Here is a 17,266-nt window from a genome sequence, read left to right on the forward strand (position 1 = left end):
TAGTATATAATAAAAACATAGAAAATAAAAATATCAAAAATTATAAAAAGGTAAAACGTTTATGAAAAAGAAAACAGCAGTGGTATTTGGGACCTTTGCTCCTCTCCATCAAGGGCATATCGATCTGATCCAGCGAGCGAAGCGTCAGTGTGACCAGGTCTGGGTAGTCGTTTCAGGATACGAGGGAGATCGAGGTGAGCAGGTAGGTTTAAGTCTTCAAAAACGATTTCGCTATATCCGAGAGGCTTTTCGTGATGACGAGTTGACCTCTGTCTGCAAGCTGGATGAGACCAACCTTCCCCGTTACCCTATGGGCTGGCAGGAGTGGTTGAACCAGATGTTAGCGGAGATTTCCTATGATGAAACCCAGCAAGAACTGACTTTTTTTGTGGGAGAAGAAGAATACCAGCAAGAGCTATCTAGACGTGGATTTGGAACCGTCTTGCAAGAAAGAAAGTTTGGTATCTCAGCGACTATGATTCGAGAAAATCCAAGCAAATATTGGAAATACATCGCACAACCCTTCCGTCGTCAGTTTACAAAGAAAGTATTGATTATGGGAAGTGCTAGCAATGGGAAGACCACTCTGGCCAAGGATTTGGCAAGGTATTACGATGCGCCTGTTAGTCTGGAATACGCGCGTGAGTACCAGATCAAAAACAATGTCCGCGACGATGAATTGACTCCAAAGGATTATTATTATCTCCTTTTAGGGCAGTATGACCAGACCTCCAAACTAATAGATAGCAATGCCAATCGAGGCCTTGTGATAGCCGATACCAACTCCTTGGTAACAAAAGGATACTATGACTATTACATGGAGACTGAGGACCAAGAGGACTTATCAGGAGAAACCTTTGACAATCTTTTTGTTTCGATTTTGGCTAAGGAAAAATGGGACTTGATTCTCTTTGTGCAGCCTGTCGGTTCTTATGTCAATGACGGGTTTAGAGATATGACCATGGCGGAAGACCATATTCGCTACAGTTTTTCCCAGCATTTGGATCAGATGAGAGAGCGATATTTAACCAATATTCCTTTAGTTTATCTAGCGGAGGATTATCTAGGCAATTACGAAGCAGCAAAAGTGGCTATCGATGCCATTTACCAAGCAGATTAGGAGAAAATTATGAAAAAACTAACTGAAAAAATCACACAATTTATCGAAAACTTTAAAAATGTCCATGCCGAAGCCCGCAAGATTGGTTTTGCAGGGATCATGCGCCTGCTCTGGAAAGATCTCTTTGTCGGCCGTAGCCTTTTCCAGTGGTTGTATCTCATCGCCTTGTCAAGTGTTCCCTTGATCTTGGAATTCACGCAAAATATAGAAAGTCATGACTGGCTGAGCTTGTTTGCATCTTGGACTGGGATTGTCTGTGTTATCTTGGTAGCAGAAGGTCGTGCAAGCAATTATCTCTTTGGAGCCATTAACTCGGCTATCTATTTGATTTTGGCAATGAATGCGACTTTTTATGGCGAAGTCTTGACGACTGTTTACTTCTTTGTCATGCAGCCGATTGGTCTCTATGCTTGGTTGTCCAATCGTATCAATGACCAAGGAAAACCAGAAGAATCTCACTTTGAAGCTAAGAAATTATCTGTGATTGACTGGCTCAAGTACTTGGCCTTGACTGCCATTATCTGGATTGGTATGGGCTTGGCTTACCAAAGTATCAATAGCGCTCGCCCTTTCCGTGATAGTGTTACCGATGCGACCAATGGTGTTGGTCAGCTCTTGATGACACGTCTCTACCGTGAGCAATGGATTTTCTGGATTGCAACCAATCTCTTTAGTATTTATCTCTGGTGGGGTGAAAATATCCACATCCAAGGGATGTACTGGGTTTACACACTCAACAGTCTAGTGGGATGGTACCAATGGACCAAGGCAGTTCGAAAGGAGGCATAAGATGGCAGACATAAAGATTCCAGAAGGAATGACGGAAAAAGAATATTATGAAATCCATGCCAGTCAGGAGGAGTTTTTAGACTGGTACTACAGGCAGGAACTCCCTCAATATGAAAAACCAAGTGTGACAGTGGATATGGTGGCTTACTGCTTTGTCGAAGGAAAGATCAAGCTCTTACTGATCCGTCGCAAGGCCCACCCTTATCAAAACTGCTTGGCTCTGGTTGGAGGCTTTATGGACAAGGGAGAAGATGCTGCACATGCCTGTCAGCGCGAGGTGAGTGAAGAAGTCAATCTCGATCTACCTTTGGAAAAAATCGAGCAATTGATGACCGTATCGACCCCTGGGCGTGATCCACGGGGCTGGACAGTGACCATTGCCCACTTGGTGTACCTACCTAGTCGTGCATTAGACCTCGTTCAGGCAGGAGACGATGCTAAGGATGTTGTTTTCGTAGATGTCGATTTTCAGACGGGGAAATGCTACCTAGAGGGAGTAGAGTTGGAGGATCAAGCATTCGCTTTTGACCATTATGCCATTATTCAAGAGTCCATCAAACGAATCCAAGGGCGACTTGACTGGAATCCGACCTTCCTCTATCTGCTGGAGGAGGAGTTCACTGTCTACGAAGGGACTGAACTGGTCAATCTTATCAACCCCGGTCGTCCAATCGTCAGCAATAACTTTCTCGTAAAATACGGCGAATATGTAGAAGAAGTTGGACTCAAACGAGTACCTAAAAAGAAACCAAGAAAAACCTATCGATTGAAATAAAAAACGAGGCCGGGAACTTTTCCCGACCTTTTTATTTATCATCATTTTTTATGAATGGCTATCTTTCTTAGAATTACACAAGAGCGATGCAAAAAATAGGACTCTAATATAAAAAATTTTCTATTTTTTCGTTTCGATTACGAATTGAAATAGTGGAGGGAACAATTTTTAAAATAGTTTATCTAAATAGTTGACAGATTCAAAACCCAATGTTACAATTATATTACAAAAAGATTTCTTTATATTTCAAAAACATTACAAAGGAGTAAAAAATGAAAAAGAAAACCTATATCAAATTGATGGCAGTGACTGTGTTGGCTTCTACCTTGCTACTGGGAGCTTGTGGAAATAAAAACGAAACCACTCAAACCAGTAGCTCTGCAAAGACAAGTCAATCATCAAGCTCTAAAGCGGCTTCTTCTAGCAAAGAAAGCAAGACTCAAAAATCTTCAAGCTCAGCTTCATCTGAAAAGACTCAGGCATCTTCTGGTCAGTCTTCTACAACGGTAGACCAGTCACAAGCGAAACCGGCACCTGAATCAAGACAAGAACAAGCAGCTCCTAGTCAACAAGCCCCATCTCAGGCACCTTCAACTCAGCAAGGTTCTCAAGCCCAGTCTAACCAGTCAGGCTATGATCCAACAACTGACCGCCAACTTCAAGACAAGCAAGCAGAACACAACAAACGCTACAAGGGTGTTTTAACCATGGTCGATGGTGATTTCTCAGCAGCTGCAGGCAACTGGAAGGGAGCAAATGGCGAAACTATTACGGTTTCATCAGGGGGCCAATTTACAGTAGAAACTGCAGATGGAAAGAAAGAAAACTACTCTATTAGAGGCTACTCTTACACCCTTGATGATGGCAAGTATAATGCTAAAATCGGTGGAGGAAAAATCATCCAAATTACAACAGGTGCGGATGGTAAAGTTTCAAGCGTTGCCTTGTTTCAATAATAAAATTTGGTGTTTTAACTCTTACTAGAAATCGTTCTGTAAAAGAGTGAGTCAACTGTTTTTCACTTAGTTTCTCCAAGAGAAAGTGGTATAATAAAAAAATCAAAGGAAAACGAGTGATAATACATGTCGGATAAATTAATCTTACCTCAAAACACACGATTGATGGGAGTATTTCTTGGATTTGTAGGTGGTTCTTTGGATGTGTTTTGCCATATTCAATACCATAGTTTGGTAGCGACACAGACAGGGAATATTCTCCTACTGATATCTGATTGGCACGACTCAAATGTTATCAATACGATGCTACGATTCTGCTCCATTATTTTCTTTTCTCTAGGATTTCTGTTTGCATTGCACATGAAAGAATACCGCAAAACGGCCTACTGGCGGGTTAAGATGCTGCTCCCTTTATTTATTGGAACTCTTATTCTACCTTTCTTTTCACGATTTCCTCTATTAGAAGTTCCTTTCATCGCTTTTGGAACAGGAATGATGATGCTAACATTTACGGGCAGTTTGATTGAAGATCATCCCTATGTCATTTTTATGACGTCTGGAAATTATCGAAAGATGCTGACCGCTTTGTATCGCATTGCTAGAAGAGAAGGAAATATCCAAGAATACCGTCGTCAGGCCTTAAATTATGGGATTGTTGTGGGAAGTTTCGTAGTGGGCGCAATCAGCTTGGCTGTATTGATGCATTTTCTTCATGAATGGTCTATATGGATTGTCAGCCTCAATTTGTTTTTAATTATGTCCTATTATATAGCTAGAGTGAAGCAATTAGATTTACAAGATGAAAATATATAAAAACGGCAAGACTCATTTTTGAGCTTTGCCGTTTTTGTGAGTTGTAGATGTGGGACTATGCTTTGTCTAATTGCAAGAGGGCTTCAATCTCTGCAAGAGTGCTAGCTTGTGAAATAGCTCCACGAAGTTTGGCTGCGCCAGATGTACCACGAAGGTAGTGAGGAGCGAGGCCACGGAATTCACGGACTGCAATTTTTTCTCCTTTGAGGCTAATCAAGCGTTTTAAGTGTTCGTAGGCGATTTTCATCTTATCCTCAAAGGTCAAATCAGGAAGGATTTCTCCTGTTTCAAAGTAGTGGTTGATTTGATTGAAGAGGTAGGGATTTCCCATGGCTGCTCGGCCAATCATAACTGCGTCAGCACCAACTTCTTCGATACGCTGTTTAGCGTCTTGAACCGTACGGATGTCACCGTTGGCGATAAATGGAATCTTGGTTAAAGCTTGAGCGACCTTGTGAAGGGTCTCAAGGTCTGCGTGGCCAGTATACATTTGTTCGCGGGTACGGCCATGCATAGCGAGGGCAGAGACACCTGCAGCCTCAGCAGCGAGGGCATTCTCCACGGCCAGGGATGGATCAGACCAGCCGGTGCGCATTTTGACAGTTAGGGGGATATCAAGGACAGATTGGACCTTGTTGATAATAGAGTAGATCTTGTCTGGGTCCTTGAGCCACATAGCGCCAGCTTCGTTTTTCACGATTTTGTTAACTGGGCAGCCCATGTTGATATCGACGATATCAGTCTTGGTGTTTTCTTGGATGAATTCTGCTGCGCGTGCTAGGCTGTCTTCATCGCTACCAAAGAGTTGGATAGAAACGGGATTTTCGCCTTCATCGATGTGAAGCATATGCAAGGTTTTTTCATTGTTGTATTGGATTCCCTTGTCAGAGACCATTTCCATGACAACGAGTCCAGCTCCGAGCTCTTTTGCGATGGTACGAAAGGCTGAGTTGGTGACACCAGCCATGGGTGCTAAAACAGTACGATTGGGAATCTCAACATTGCCAATCATAAAAGGTGTATTAAGATTTGTCACGAATGAGTTCCTCCAGGTCGTTTTCATCAAAGTTATAAGTCGTTTGGCAGAATTGACAAGTGATTTCTGCCCCGTGGTCTTCCTCTTTCATTTCCTCTAAGTCTGAGCTTGGAAGGCTGGCAAGAGCATCCATGAAGCGTTCTTTACTGCAGTCACATTGGAAACGGATTTCTTCTTCGGAAAGTCGTTTGTAGGATTCGTCACCGTAGATAGCCTTGAGGAGAGATTCGATATGGTCTTCGCTTTCCAGAAGTGTTGAGATAGCTGGCATTTCTTGGATGCGTTTCTCAAAGCGGGCAATCTCTTCTTCCTTGGCCCCCGGCAATACTTGGAGAAGGAAACCTCCGGCAACTTTGACCTTGTCGTCTTTATCCAAAAGAACATTGAGGCCGACTGCTGAAGGGGTTTGTTGGCTTTCAGTCAGGTAGTATGCCAAGTCTTCACCGATTTCCCCAGAGATGAGGGGAGTCATGGAGTTGTAGGGATTTCCAGTACCGTAGTCTGTGATAACGAGAAATTGGCCATTGCCGACAAAAGGTCCGACAAGGACTTCACCAGTTGCAGTCTTTTTGATGTCAACACCTGGATTTTGAACGTAGCCTTTAACATTGCCCTTGGTATCTGCGACCGTGATGATGGCACCAAGAGAGCTGGTTCCAAGAACTTTAACAGTTAGTTTGGTATTTCCTTTTTCATTGGCTGCGAGAATTTGGCTAGCGATAAGGGTACGGCCAAGTGCAACAGTTGAACTGGCTTGAGTTTGATGTTTTTCTTGAGCAGTGCGGACAGTTTCCGTGCTATCAAGGACAAAAGCACGAAAGGCTCCGCTTTCTGATATAGTTTTAATAATTTTATCCATAGCTACTATTTTAGCATAAAAATGCTCAAAGGGGGAGTCGTGTGTTTGCTGTCATTCTTTAAACTGTTTAATTGCTGATGACTGGTATAGGAGATTTATAGAAATAGAAATTTTTGTTCACATTTACTGTTAACATTTTAATTTATCTTAAAATAACCTAAAACGAACTCTTAAGTTATGGTAAACAGTTGAAAAAAAGGTTGATAAAGTGGTAAAATGTTAGGAAGATAAGTTACTAATAGTTCGTAGTTGTAGTCGATAGAAATGATATATTAATGGATAGCTTATGAAAAAACAACGAAATCTACATATATTTTTAGGCCGAACGGCCCTATATTTTGTAATCTTACTTGGCTTGCTTTATTTTTTTAGTTACCTTGGGCAGGGACAAGGTGGCTTTATTTATAATGAGTTCTAGTTTAAAGGAGAAAAAGAACTGTGTCTAATAAACCGATAAAAGATATGATTGAAACGATTGAGCACTTTGCTCAAACACAGCCAACATATCCTGCCTATAATGTTTTAGGTCAAGAGCATACTTATGGCGACCTGAAGGCTGATTCAGATAGTTTAGCTGCAGCTATCGATCGACTTGACTTGCCTGAGAAATCTCCAGTCGTCGTTTTTGGTGGTCAGGAATATGAGATGTTGGCTACCTTTGTAGCACTGACTAAGTCGGGTCATGCCTACATTCCAATTGACAGCCATTCAGCCTTGGAACGAGTTTCTGCTATCGTAGAAGTTGCAGAGCCAAGCTTGATTATTGCCATCTCAGATTTTCCATTGGAGCAAGTCTTTATGCCAATGATGACTTTAGCTCAGGTTCAAGAAGCCTTTGCTCAAGGGGATAGCTATGAGATGACGCATCCAGTCAAGGGAGATGATAATTACTACATCATCTTTACTTCTGGTACGACCGGTAAGCCTAAGGGGGTGCAGATTTCCCATGACAATCTCCTCAGCTTTACCAACTGGATGATTACAGATAAGGAATTTGCGACGCCAAGTCGTCCACAAATGCTGGCTCAGCCCCCTTATTCTTTTGACCTATCTGTCATGTACTGGGCACCAACCTTGGCACTTGGTGGTACGCTTTTCGCTCTTCCTTCAGCCATTACTCAGGACTTCAAAAAACTCTTTGCGACCATCTTTTCACTCCCGATTGCTATCTGGACCTCAACACCGTCCTTTGCAGATATGGCCATGTTGTCAGAAGACTTTAATAGCAAGAAAATGCCAGGAATCACGCATTTCTACTTTGATGGTGAAGAATTGACGGTCAAAACAGCTCAAAAACTGCGCGAGCGATTCCCAAATGCCCGTATTATCAATGCCTACGGACCAACAGAAGCGACAGTAGCCCTGTCAGCTGTTGCTGTAACGGATGAGATGTTGACGAATCTCAAACGCCTTCCAATCGGCTATACCAAGACTGATTCTCCAACCTTTATCATTGATGAGGAAGGCAATAAACTGCCAAATGGTGAACAGGGAGAAATCATCGTTTCTGGACCAGCTGTTTCAAAAGGCTATATGAACAATCCTGAAAAAACGGCAGAAGCTTTCTTTGAGTTCGAAGGTCTTCCAGCCTACCACACAGGGGATGTAGGAACTATGACAAATGAGGGCTTGCTTCTCTACGGTGGACGGATGGACTTCCAGATTAAGTTTAATGGTTATCGTATTGAGCTTGAAGATGTTTCACAAAATCTTAACAAATCAAAATATATTGATTCGGCTGTTGCGGTCCCACGTTATAACAAAGACCATAAGGTACAAAATCTATTGGCCTATATCATCCTAAAAGATGGTGTTCGTGAACAGTTTGAACGCGATATCGATATTACCAAGGCTATCAAGGAAGACTTAGCAGATATCATGATGTCCTATATGATGCCATCTAAGTTTCTCTATCGAGACAGTTTGCCACTAACGCCTAATGGTAAAATTGATATCAAGGGCTTGATTAACGAGGTAAACAGTAGATGATGGAGCTTTATAAACAGCTACCTCATTTGGAACCTTATGGTGATCTTCAGTACTTTTTATACGTAATTGTTGCGACTTTACCTATCTTCATTGGTCTCTTTTTTAAGAAACGTTTTGCCTTGTACGAGGTGCTCGTTAGTCTCTTCTTTATCGTCACCATGTTGGTCGGTGAAAAGACCGATCAATTGGCTGCATTAGGTATTTACCTTTGCTGGGAAATATTGCTCGTACTCTTCTATAAGCATTATCGAAAAAATAAGGATGGCAAGTGGGTCTTCTATCTAGTTAGTTTTCTATCCCTCCTTCCGATTATCTTTGTTAAGGTTCAGCCAGCTATCAATGGAACGCAGTCTTTGCTTGGATTTTTGGGAATTTCTTACCTGACGTTTCGTTCGGTTGGGATTATCATCGAGCTGAGAGATGGAGTGATTAAGGATTTTACCCTCTGGGAATTCCTACGTTTCCTTCTCTTCATGCCAACTTTCTCAAGTGGTCCCATTGATCGCTTTAAGCGTTTTAATGAAAATTATCAGACCATTCCTGAGAGGGATGAGTTGATGGATATGCTAGAAGAGGCTGTCAAGTATATCATGCTTGGCTTCCTTTACAAGTTTATCTTGGCCCATGTTTTAGGAGAGATATTACTGCCTCCGCTGAAAAATTTGGCCTTACAGACAGGTGGTTTCTTTAATCATTATGCTCTGGCGGTGATGTATACCTTTGGTCTAGACTTGTTCTTTGACTTTGCGGGCTACTCTATGTTTGCCTTAGCCATTTCAAACTTGATGGGTATTCATAGTCCTATCAACTTTAACAAGCCCTTTTTGTCTAGGGATTTAAAAGAGTTTTGGAATCGCTGGCACATGAGTCTGTCTTTCTGGTTTCGTGACTTTGTCTTTATGCGGATGGTTATGGTGTTGACAAGAAAGAAGGTCTTTAAAAATCGCAATGTGACCTCAAGTGTAGCCTATATTCTCAATATGCTGATTATGGGATTTTGGCATGGTGTGACCTGGTACTACATCGCCTATGGACTTTTTCATGGGATTGGGCTGGTCATCAATGACGCTTGGGTTCGTAAGAAAAAAACGCTCAATAAAGAACGGAAAAAAGCTGGGAAGGGTTCCTTACCTGAGAATCGCTGGATTCAGTTGCTTGGCATGGTTGTCACCTTCCATGTCGTGATGGTTTCATTCTTAATCTTTTCTGGATTTTTGAATGATTTATGGTTTAAAAAATAAAAGGATATGAAAAATGGATATCAAATCAGAAGTTATTGAAATTATTGATGAGTTGTTTATGGAAGATGTTTCTGACATGATGGATGAAGATCTTTTTGATGCTGGTGTCTTGGATAGCATGGGAACGGTTGAATTGATTGTTGAGATTGAAAACCGTTTTGACATTCGTGTTCCAGTGACGGAGTTTGGTCGTGATGACTGGAATACGGCTAATAAAATCGTAGCAGGTATCACGGAGTTAAAGAATGCTTAAACGCTTGTGGCTGATCTTCGGGCCTATCTTCATTGCTGGCTTTTTGGTTCTTCTACTCATCTTTTTTTATCCAGGTACAATAAGCCATAATCTGACGGAGGAGAAGTACTCGGCGGCTTCTGTTAGTACAGAGAGCTTTAAAGAGAGAAGCCAAAAAGTGAGAGCTCTTACGGATCCAAATATGCGTTTTATCCCTTTTCTAGGGTCAAGTGAATGGGTTCGGTTTGACAGTATGCATCCTGCTGTTTTAGCAGAAAAATACAATCGTCCCTATCGTCCTTATTTTCTAGGTCAGGCAGGAGCAACCTCTCTCATCCAATATTTTGGATTACAACAAATCTTGCCGGAAATAGAGAACAATCAGGCAGTATTTGTGATTTCACCCCAGTGGTTTACAAAGACAGATTCCGATCCAGCGGCTTTCCAGAGTTTTTTTAACAGTGACCAGTTGACAGCTTTTTTGGAAAATCAATCTGGTGATACTGCGACTCAGCATGCGGCTATTCGTTTGTTAAAGCAGAATCCTAATGTTGCATTAAAAGGAATTGTTCAAAAGCTATCGAAGGGCGAGGAATTGTCAGAGATTGATCGAGCTACTATTGATATCTTTGCACGATTCAACGAAAAACAATCCTCTCTCTTTGGACAATTTTCTATTCGAGGAAAACTCAAATACAAGGAACATGTGGAAAATTATTTAAAAGATCTTCCAGATCAGTTTTCGTATGATGAGTTGGAGAAAATCGCTCGTAAGGATGCAGAGGCAAATACGACCAATAATGATATGGGGATGGAAAATCAGTTTTATAATACTCGGGTGAAAAAAGATCTAAAAAAATGGGAGGGGTCTCAAAAGAATTACAGCTTCCTCAAGTCAACGGAGTACAATGATCTACAGTTGGTACTCAATCAATTTGCAAAATCGAAGGTCAATGTGCTCTTTGTCATTCAACCGGTCAATAAGAAATGGATGGAATACACAGGCCTTAGCGAAGAGATGTACCAGCATGCTGTGGAAAAAATTCGTTACCAGCTAGAAAGTCAGGGGTTCACCAATATTGCCGACTTTTCAAAAAATGGAGGAGACCCTTATTTTGTTAAGGATACCATTCATATAGGTTGGTTGGGTTGGTTGGCTTTTGATAAGGTTGCCAATCCCTTCTTGACGGATCCAAAACCAGCTCCAGACTACAAGATGAATGACCGCTTCTTTAGTGAGGACTGGGCAAGCTATGATGGGAACATCAAAGATTTCCAATAAAATGAGCTAAAAGTTTGGGATTTGAACCCAAGCTTTTTTGTTTAAATAGCGAATGTTTTAGATGAAAATAAGTCAAAGGTTTCAAATTTTCTAGAAATATCGTATAATATAAAGGAAAAACGAAAAGAAAAGGATTTTAAAATGAACAAACGTTCTTTGTTACCTGTCTTGTCGACAGCCCTGTTAGCTCCAGCCTTCTTAGCTGGACAAGTCTATGCTGAAGAAGCAACAACTCCTGCAGAAAGTTCAGCTGTTGTATCGACTCCTGCTACATCGGCGACTCCAGCTCCTGTTGAGAGCCCTGCGGTACCGGAAACTTCAGCAACTTCAGAAGCGGTTGCACCTGCAGAAACTCCGTCAGCTCCTGCTGAATCTACTAAAAGCGAAGAAAAGGACACCGTTATCTTACACACCAATGATGTCCATGGTCGTATCGTAGAGGAAAAAGGAGTAATTGGAGATGCCAAGTTAGCGACTGTCATTGAGCAGGAACGTGCGAAATCAAATCAAAATACTCTGGTTGTTGACGCGGGAGACGCTTTCCAGGGTTTACCGATTTCCAACTCTACGAAGGGTGAAGCACGCGCTGAAATTCTTAATAAGATGCAGTATGATGCCATGGCAGTAGGAAACCATGAGTTTGACTTTGGTCTTGATGAAGTTAAAAAATACAAGGAAATCTTGAAATTCCCATTACTTAGCTCGAATACTTATGTCAATGGAGCTCGTCTTTTTGAAGCTTCTACAATAGTTGATAAAGATAAGACTGTGGAAGGTGATGAATTTGTTGTAATCGGTGTGACAACGCCTGAAACTGCTACAAAAACCCACCCTAAAAACATTAAAGGGGTAACTTTTACAGATCCAATCTCTGAAGTCAATAAGGTCATCGAAGAAGTTCAAGCTAAGGCGCGTGCAGAAGGTAAGGACTACAAACACTATGTTGTGCTGGCTCACTTGGGTGTGGATACCACAACCCCAGTAGAATGGCGTGGTTCAACCTTGGCAGAAGCCTTGTCTAAAAATCCTCGTTTGAAAGGGAAACGCGTAACAGTAATCGACGGTCACTCTCATACAGTAGAATCAACGACTTATGGAGACAATGTTACCTATAACCAAACAGGAAGCTACCTTCATAATGTTGGGAAAGTTATCTACAAATCACGTCAGCTTTTGGGTAATCCTACGTTGATTGCAGCTACTGATGCTAAGAAATTACCAGCCAATCCAACAGTTGAAAAACTAGTCAAAGATATTAAACAAAAATACGATGCTGAAAATGCTGTTGAAGTCGTTTCAAACAGCCCTGTAGAACTCAACGGCGATCGTGAAAATGTTCGGGTTCGTGAAACCAACCTCGGAAACGTCGTAGCGGACTCCCTCTATCAGTATGGTCAGACAGGATTTAGCCATCCGACTGACATCGCTGTGACAAATGGTGGTGGCTTGCGTGAAACTATTGCAAAAGGCAAACCAATCACTAAAGGAAATGTCATAGCTGTTCTTCCGTTTGGAAATACCATCTCACAAATCCAAGTGACGGGGCAACAAGTCTTGGATATGTTTGAAAAGTCACTCGGATCTATCTTGCAGGTCGATAAAGATGGCAAGAAGGTCTTGGATGAGAACGGGCAACCATTGTTGGAGCCAAGTGGTGGCTTCTTGCAAGTTTCAGGTGTGAAGGTCTACTATGATACTAATCTACCATCAGGTAAACGTGTCTTGGCTATTCAGGTTAAAAACCGCACAACTGGTCGTTATGATCTCCTAGACCTCGCAAAAACCTACTATCTTGCAACTAATGATTTTCTAGCTGCGGGTGGCGATGGCTACACTATGTTAGGTGGCGCGCGTGAAGAAGGCCCATCTATGGATGCAGCTTTTGAAGAATATTTGAAAACTGCTGATTTGACCCAGTATGAAAAGATCAATCCGAATTCACGGACGATTTCTGTGGATTCTACAACCTTTAGTTTGCCAGTAGAAACGCCTCAAACGAATGCAGCTGCTAGCGATGCGACTACGAATGTGCCATTGACTTATGAGGTGGCAGGTCAATTTAGCAAGAAGGCAGTTGTCTCAGAAAAAGCTCTCCCAAATACAGGAAGTGAACAATCCATCTTCTTGCTCTTGATGGGAATGGTAGCCGGTCTGGCAGGTATCTTATCGAGCCGAAAACCAAAGCAAAAATAGGTTAAATTTCATATCTAGAAGAGTCTAGGGAAACGTTTTTACTCCTTTTTTCCTTGACTCTTTTTTGGTTTATGATATAATTAACCAGTAAAGAATCGGTGGTTATCTAAGTTTTTTTACGGAAAAGATAGCTAGGGAAGGAGTAACACATGAGACAGCTTGCACAGGAAATCGATAACTTTTTAAACGAGGTGATTTTGAGATCTGAGAACCAGCATGAAATTCTGATTGGGCATTGCACAAGTGACGTTGCCTTGACCAATACTCAGGAACACATCCTCATGCTCTTATCAGAAGAATCCCTAACCAACTCGGAGTTGGCCCGTCGCCTCAATGTCAGTCAGGCGGCAGTGACCAAGGCTATCAAGTCTTTGGTCAAAGAGGGCGTGTTAGAGACATCCAGAGATCCAAAGGATGCGCGTGTGATCTTTTATCAACTGACAGAGCTAGCTCGACCAGTGGCGGCAGAACACCACCATCATCATGAGCACACGCTCTTAGCCTATGAACAAGTGGCAAGTCAGTTTACTCCAAACGAACAAGAAGTTATCCAGCGGTTTTTAACTGCTTTAGTAGGAGAAATCAAATAATGCGGTATATTACAGTAGAGGACTTGTCTTTCTATTATGACAAGGAACCTGTCCTCGAGCACATCAACTACAGTGTTGATAGTGGGGAGTTTGTCACCCTGACTGGTGAAAATGGAGCTGCCAAGACGACGCTTATCAAGGCGAGTCTAGGCATCTTGCAACCAAGATTTGGCAAGGTAACCATTTCAAAGACAAATACTCATGGAAAAAAGCTAAGGATAGCTTATCTTCCCCAGCAGATTGCTAGTTTTAATGCTGGCTTTCCAAGTACGGTTTATGAATTTGTCAAGTCGGGTCGCTATCCGCGAAAGGGCTGGTTCCGTCGCTTGAATGCTCATGATGAGGAACATATCAAGGCCAGTCTAGACTCGGTTGGTATGTGGGAACACCGTGACAAACGAATTGGTTCCCTCTCGGGAGGGCAAAAGCAACGAGCAGTGATTGCTCGGATGTTTGCTTCTGACCCAGATATTTTTGTCCTGGATGAGCCGACAACAGGGATGGATGCGGGAAGCAAAAATGAATTTTACGAACTCATGCACCACAGTGCCCACCATCATGGCAAGGCTGTTTTGATGATTACCCATGACCCTGAGGAGGTCAAGGACTACGCGGATCGCAATATTCACCTAGTCCGTAACCAAGACTCGCCGTGGCGTTGTTTTAACGTTCACGAAAGCGACCAGGAGGTGGAACATGCTTAGTTTGTTATCCTATGACTTCATGCAGCGAGCCTTCTTGGCGGTCATTGCCATGAGTCTCTTTTCTCCAGTTCTTGGGACCTTCCTTATCTTACGTCGTCAGAGTCTCATGAGTGATACCCTCAGTCACGTTTCTCTATCAGGGGTAGCCTTTGGTCTGGTTTTGGGGATTTCTCCAACTATTTCAACCATTGCTATTGTCTTGATCGCTGCTGTCTTTCTGGAGTATCTCCGTACAGTCTATAAGAACTTTATGGAAATCGGGACTGCCATCCTCATGTCAACAGGGCTTGCAGTCTCCCTTATTGTGATGAGTAAGGGGAAAAGTTCGAGTTCCATGAGTTTGGACCAATATCTCTTTGGTTCGATTGTGACCATTAGCCAGGAGCAGGTGATTTTCCTCTTTGCCATTGCTGTGGTTGTTTTACTCTTGACTTTCTTATTTTTGCGACCAATGTACATCCTGACTTTTGATGAGGACACGGCTTTTGTAGATGGACTTCCAGTGCGAACCATGTCTATCCTTTTTAACATGGTGACAGGGGTGGCCATTGCCCTTATGATACCAGCGGCAGGAGCCCTTTTGGTGTCGACTATTATGGTCTTGCCGGCTAGCATTGCCCTTCGTTTGGGGAAAAACTTTAAATCGGTTATGCTGCTTGCCAGTGCTATTGGCTTTTTGGGAATGGTGGCAGGTCTCTATATTTCCTACTATGCGGAAACACCTGCCAGCGCTAGTATCACCATTATCTTTGTAGCTGTCTTTTTGTTAGTCAGTCTACTGAAACGCTTTATCAAATAGGAGAATGAAATGAAAAAAATTAGCTTACTACTGGCTAGTCTATGTGCTCTGTTTTTAGTGGCTTGTTCCAATCAAAAGCAGGCAGATGGGAAGCTAAATATCGTGACAACCTTTTATCCTGTCTACGAATTTACCAAGCAAGTCGCAGGAGATACCGCTAATGTAGAACTCCTCATCGGTGCTGGTACAGAACCCCATGAGTATGAACCGTCTGCCAAGGCAGTTGCTAAAATCCAAGACGCAGATACCTTTGTCTATGAAAATGAAAATATGGAAACTTGGGTTCCTAAATTGCTAGAATCCTTGGATAAGAAAAAGGTGAAAACCATCAAGGCGACAGGCGATATGTTGCTCTTGCCAGGTGGCGATGAAGAAGAGGGAGACCATGACCATGGAGAAGAAGGCCATCACCATGAGTTCGATCCCCATGTTTGGTTATCACCAGTCCGTGCCATTAAACTAGTAGAGCATATCCGTGACAGCTTGTCAGCAGATTATCCTGATAAAAAAGAAACCTTTGAGAAGAATGCTGCTGCCTATATCGAAAAATTGCAAGCCTTAGATAAGGCCTACACAGATGGTTTGTCTCAAGCCAAACAAAAGAGCTTTGTGACCCAGCACGCTGCCTTTAACTACCTTGCCTTGGATTATGGTCTCAAGCAAGTATCCATCTCAGGTCTCTCACCAGATGCTGAGCCATCAGCAGCACGTTTGGCAGAATTGACAGAGTACGTCAAGAAAAATAAAATCGCCTATATTTACTTTGAAGAAAATGCCTCACAAGCCCTAGCCAATACACTTTCAAAAGAGGCAGGTGTCAAAACAGATGTCCTCAATCCTTTAGAAAGTCTGACAGAAGAGGACACCAAGGCGGGAGAAAATTACATCTCTATCATGGAGAAAAACCTCAAGGCTTTGAAACAAACAACGGACCAAGAAGGACCAGAAATTGAGCCAGAAAAGGAAGAAAATACCAAGACAGTTCACAATGGTTACTTTGAGGATGCAGATGTCAAAGATCGTACCTTGAGTGACTATGTCGGCAACTGGCAGTCGGTCTATCCTTTCCTTGAGGATGGAACTTTTGATCAAGTCTTTGACTACAAGGCTAAGTTGACTGGCAAGATGACCAAAGATGAGTATAAGGCCTACTATCAAAAAGGTTATCAGACAGATGTGACTAAAATCAACATTACGGATAATACTATGGAATTTGTTCAAGGTGGCCAAAGCAAGAAATTCACTTACAAGTATGTCGGCAAGAAAATCTTGACATATAAGAAAGGCAATCGTGGCGTGCGCTTCCTCTTTGAAGCGACAGATGCGGACGCTGGACAGTTCAAGTATGTTCAGTTTAGTGACCACAATATCGCCCCAGTCAAGGCAGAACATTTCCATATCTTCTTTGGAGGTACTAGCCAAGAAGCCCTCTTTGAAGAGATGGATAACTGGCCAACCTATTACCCAAATAACCTATCTGGACAAGAAATCGCCCAAGAAATGTTGGCGCATTGATGCAAGAGAAGATCCCGCAAATCTGCGGGATTTTTTGGTAGAAATGATTAGGTTGTTAGGTATTATAGTACCACAGTTGTGCTGTTCACAATGTGACAAAGCAGTCATTTTCTACTGGTTGATTCTCACTAGCTGGCAAATACAAAAGCTACGATTGTACAAATTATAGAATCTTTTCAGGGGATTTAGGAAGGAATCCTAGTCATATTGACGCTGCTATCGCTTTTTGTTATAGTCAAGGAGAGAGCAGTCCGGAACAATAGTTTATTCACAGTCTGTGGATAAGTCTAGGGGAAAATGACATATAACTCAGGGTGTTGAAGTATCCTGATAATAGTTCCGTATATTAGTGACTTTCTGGAAAGCTAGTAGA

The 17,266-nt window shown here is 42.3% G+C and carries 17 protein-coding genes; 15 read left to right on the forward strand and 2 right to left on the reverse strand.

Annotated elements, in window-relative coordinates:
- The first annotated feature begins 61 nt into the window (after nt 1-61).
- The 5 genes from B7725_RS04245 (at nt 62) to B7725_RS04265 (ending at nt 4,453) form a co-directional block, all read left to right on the forward strand.
- Nucleotides 62-1,120, forward strand: a complete 1,059-nt coding sequence (locus B7725_RS04245; RefSeq protein ID WP_084874726.1) for an AAA family ATPase — start codon at nt 62-64, stop codon at nt 1,118-1,120.
- A 9-nt stretch (nt 1,121-1,129) separates the two neighbouring features.
- Nucleotides 1,130-1,909: a nicotinamide riboside transporter PnuC gene (pnuC, locus tag B7725_RS04250; protein ID WP_084874728.1), complete on the forward strand. Its 780-nt coding sequence runs from the start codon at nt 1,130-1,132 to the stop codon at nt 1,907-1,909.
- A 1-nt stretch (nt 1,910) separates the two neighbouring features.
- Complete coding sequence (locus tag B7725_RS04255) at nt 1,911-2,684, forward strand: NUDIX domain-containing protein (RefSeq protein ID WP_084874730.1); 774 nt, start codon at nt 1,911-1,913, stop codon at nt 2,682-2,684.
- 272 nt (nt 2,685-2,956) lie between these two features.
- A complete protein-coding gene (locus B7725_RS04260) occupies nt 2,957-3,640 on the forward strand; it encodes a hypothetical protein (RefSeq protein WP_084874731.1) in 684 nt (227 codons plus the stop codon).
- Between the two features lie 126 nt (nt 3,641-3,766).
- Nucleotides 3,767-4,453 (forward strand): YoaK family protein, encoded by a 687-nt coding sequence (locus B7725_RS04265; RefSeq protein ID WP_084874733.1) that lies wholly within the window; start codon nt 3,767-3,769, stop codon nt 4,451-4,453.
- 55 nt (nt 4,454-4,508) lie between these two features.
- Here B7725_RS04265 and dusB read toward each other — a convergent pair whose 3' ends face one another.
- Nucleotides 4,509-5,489: a tRNA dihydrouridine synthase DusB gene (gene dusB, locus B7725_RS04270; protein ID WP_162279009.1), complete on the reverse strand. Its 981-nt coding sequence runs from the start codon at nt 5,487-5,489 to the stop codon at nt 4,509-4,511.
- Nucleotides 5,476-6,348, reverse strand: a complete 873-nt coding sequence (gene hslO, locus B7725_RS04275) for an Hsp33 family molecular chaperone HslO (protein WP_084874735.1) — start codon at nt 6,346-6,348, stop codon at nt 5,476-5,478. Before hslO ends, dusB begins: the two co-directional genes overlap by 14 nt.
- 286 nt (nt 6,349-6,634) lie before the next feature.
- Between hslO and B7725_RS04280 the strand changes: the two genes are divergently transcribed.
- The 10 genes from B7725_RS04280 (at nt 6,635) to adcA (ending at nt 16,893) form a co-directional block, all read left to right on the forward strand.
- Nucleotides 6,635-6,766, forward strand: a complete 132-nt coding sequence (locus B7725_RS04280; protein ID WP_029692964.1) for a teichoic acid D-Ala incorporation-associated protein DltX — start codon at nt 6,635-6,637, stop codon at nt 6,764-6,766.
- Between the two features lie 20 nt (nt 6,767-6,786).
- A complete protein-coding gene (gene dltA, locus B7725_RS04285) occupies nt 6,787-8,337 on the forward strand; it encodes a D-alanine--poly(phosphoribitol) ligase subunit DltA (protein WP_084874737.1) in 1,551 nt (516 codons plus the stop codon).
- Nucleotides 8,334-9,578 (forward strand): D-alanyl-lipoteichoic acid biosynthesis protein DltB, encoded by a 1,245-nt coding sequence (gene dltB / locus B7725_RS04290; protein ID WP_084874738.1) that lies wholly within the window; start codon nt 8,334-8,336, stop codon nt 9,576-9,578. The genes dltA and dltB overlap by 4 nt, the downstream gene beginning before the upstream one ends.
- A gap of 13 nt (nt 9,579-9,591) precedes the next feature.
- Complete coding sequence (gene dltC, locus B7725_RS04295) at nt 9,592-9,831, forward strand: D-alanine--poly(phosphoribitol) ligase subunit DltC (protein ID WP_000351968.1); 240 nt, start codon at nt 9,592-9,594, stop codon at nt 9,829-9,831.
- Nucleotides 9,824-11,092, forward strand: a complete 1,269-nt coding sequence (gene dltD / locus B7725_RS04300) for a D-alanyl-lipoteichoic acid biosynthesis protein DltD (protein WP_084874740.1) — start codon at nt 9,824-9,826, stop codon at nt 11,090-11,092. The genes dltC and dltD overlap by 8 nt, the downstream gene beginning before the upstream one ends.
- Before the next feature lie 141 nt (nt 11,093-11,233).
- Complete coding sequence (gene nt5e / locus B7725_RS04305; protein ID WP_084874741.1) at nt 11,234-13,285, forward strand: cell surface ecto-5'-nucleotidase Nt5e; 2,052 nt, start codon at nt 11,234-11,236, stop codon at nt 13,283-13,285.
- 149 nt (nt 13,286-13,434) lie between these two features.
- Nucleotides 13,435-13,875: a zinc-dependent transcriptional regulator AdcR gene (gene adcR, locus B7725_RS04310; protein ID WP_084874743.1), complete on the forward strand. Its 441-nt coding sequence runs from the start codon at nt 13,435-13,437 to the stop codon at nt 13,873-13,875.
- A complete protein-coding gene (locus B7725_RS04315; protein ID WP_001269483.1) occupies nt 13,875-14,579 on the forward strand; it encodes a metal ABC transporter ATP-binding protein in 705 nt (234 codons plus the stop codon). Before adcR ends, B7725_RS04315 begins: the two co-directional genes overlap by 1 nt.
- Nucleotides 14,572-15,378 (forward strand): metal ABC transporter permease, encoded by an 807-nt coding sequence (locus tag B7725_RS04320; RefSeq protein WP_084874745.1) that lies wholly within the window; start codon nt 14,572-14,574, stop codon nt 15,376-15,378. Before B7725_RS04315 ends, B7725_RS04320 begins: the two co-directional genes overlap by 8 nt.
- A 9-nt stretch (nt 15,379-15,387) precedes the next feature.
- Entirely contained in the window at nt 15,388-16,893 is a 1,506-nt protein-coding gene (gene adcA, locus B7725_RS04325) for a zinc ABC transporter substrate-binding lipoprotein AdcA (protein ID WP_084874746.1), read from the forward strand.
- Nucleotides 16,894-17,266: the final 373 nt, after the last annotated feature.

The sequence above is a fragment of the Streptococcus oralis subsp. tigurinus genome (genome assembly GCF_002096275.1).
Classification (GTDB): Bacteria; Bacillota; Bacilli; order Lactobacillales; family Streptococcaceae; genus Streptococcus; species Streptococcus oralis_CN.

What these genes read in the sequence shown, in the direction of transcription:
- dltD (WP_084874740.1), top strand. Translation starts at nt 9,824, where the DNA reads ATGCTTAAACGCTTGTGGCTGATCTTCGGGCCTATCTTCATTGCTGGC.
- B7725_RS04255 (WP_084874730.1), top strand. Translation starts at nt 1,911, where the DNA reads ATGGCAGACATAAAGATTCCAGAAGGAATGACGGAAAAAGAATATTAT.
- dltC (WP_000351968.1), top strand. Translation starts at nt 9,592, where the DNA reads ATGGATATCAAATCAGAAGTTATTGAAATTATTGATGAGTTGTTTATG.
- B7725_RS04260 (WP_084874731.1), top strand. Translation starts at nt 2,957, where the DNA reads ATGAAAAAGAAAACCTATATCAAATTGATGGCAGTGACTGTGTTGGCT.
- B7725_RS04315 (WP_001269483.1), top strand. Translation starts at nt 13,875, where the DNA reads ATGCGGTATATTACAGTAGAGGACTTGTCTTTCTATTATGACAAGGAA.
- adcR (WP_084874743.1), top strand. Translation starts at nt 13,435, where the DNA reads ATGAGACAGCTTGCACAGGAAATCGATAACTTTTTAAACGAGGTGATT.
- dltB (WP_084874738.1), top strand. Translation starts at nt 8,334, where the DNA reads ATGATGGAGCTTTATAAACAGCTACCTCATTTGGAACCTTATGGTGAT.
- B7725_RS04320 (WP_084874745.1), top strand. Translation starts at nt 14,572, where the DNA reads ATGCTTAGTTTGTTATCCTATGACTTCATGCAGCGAGCCTTCTTGGCG.
- pnuC (WP_084874728.1), top strand. Translation starts at nt 1,130, where the DNA reads ATGAAAAAACTAACTGAAAAAATCACACAATTTATCGAAAACTTTAAA.
- B7725_RS04245 (WP_084874726.1), top strand. Translation starts at nt 62, where the DNA reads ATGAAAAAGAAAACAGCAGTGGTATTTGGGACCTTTGCTCCTCTCCAT.
- hslO (WP_084874735.1), bottom strand. Translation starts at nt 6,348, where the DNA reads ATGGATAAAATTATTAAAACTATATCAGAAAGCGGAGCCTTTCGTGCT.
- B7725_RS04280 (WP_029692964.1), top strand. Translation starts at nt 6,635, where the DNA reads ATGAAAAAACAACGAAATCTACATATATTTTTAGGCCGAACGGCCCTA.
- B7725_RS04265 (WP_084874733.1), top strand. Translation starts at nt 3,767, where the DNA reads ATGTCGGATAAATTAATCTTACCTCAAAACACACGATTGATGGGAGTA.
- nt5e (WP_084874741.1), top strand. Translation starts at nt 11,234, where the DNA reads ATGAACAAACGTTCTTTGTTACCTGTCTTGTCGACAGCCCTGTTAGCT.
- adcA (WP_084874746.1), top strand. Translation starts at nt 15,388, where the DNA reads ATGAAAAAAATTAGCTTACTACTGGCTAGTCTATGTGCTCTGTTTTTA.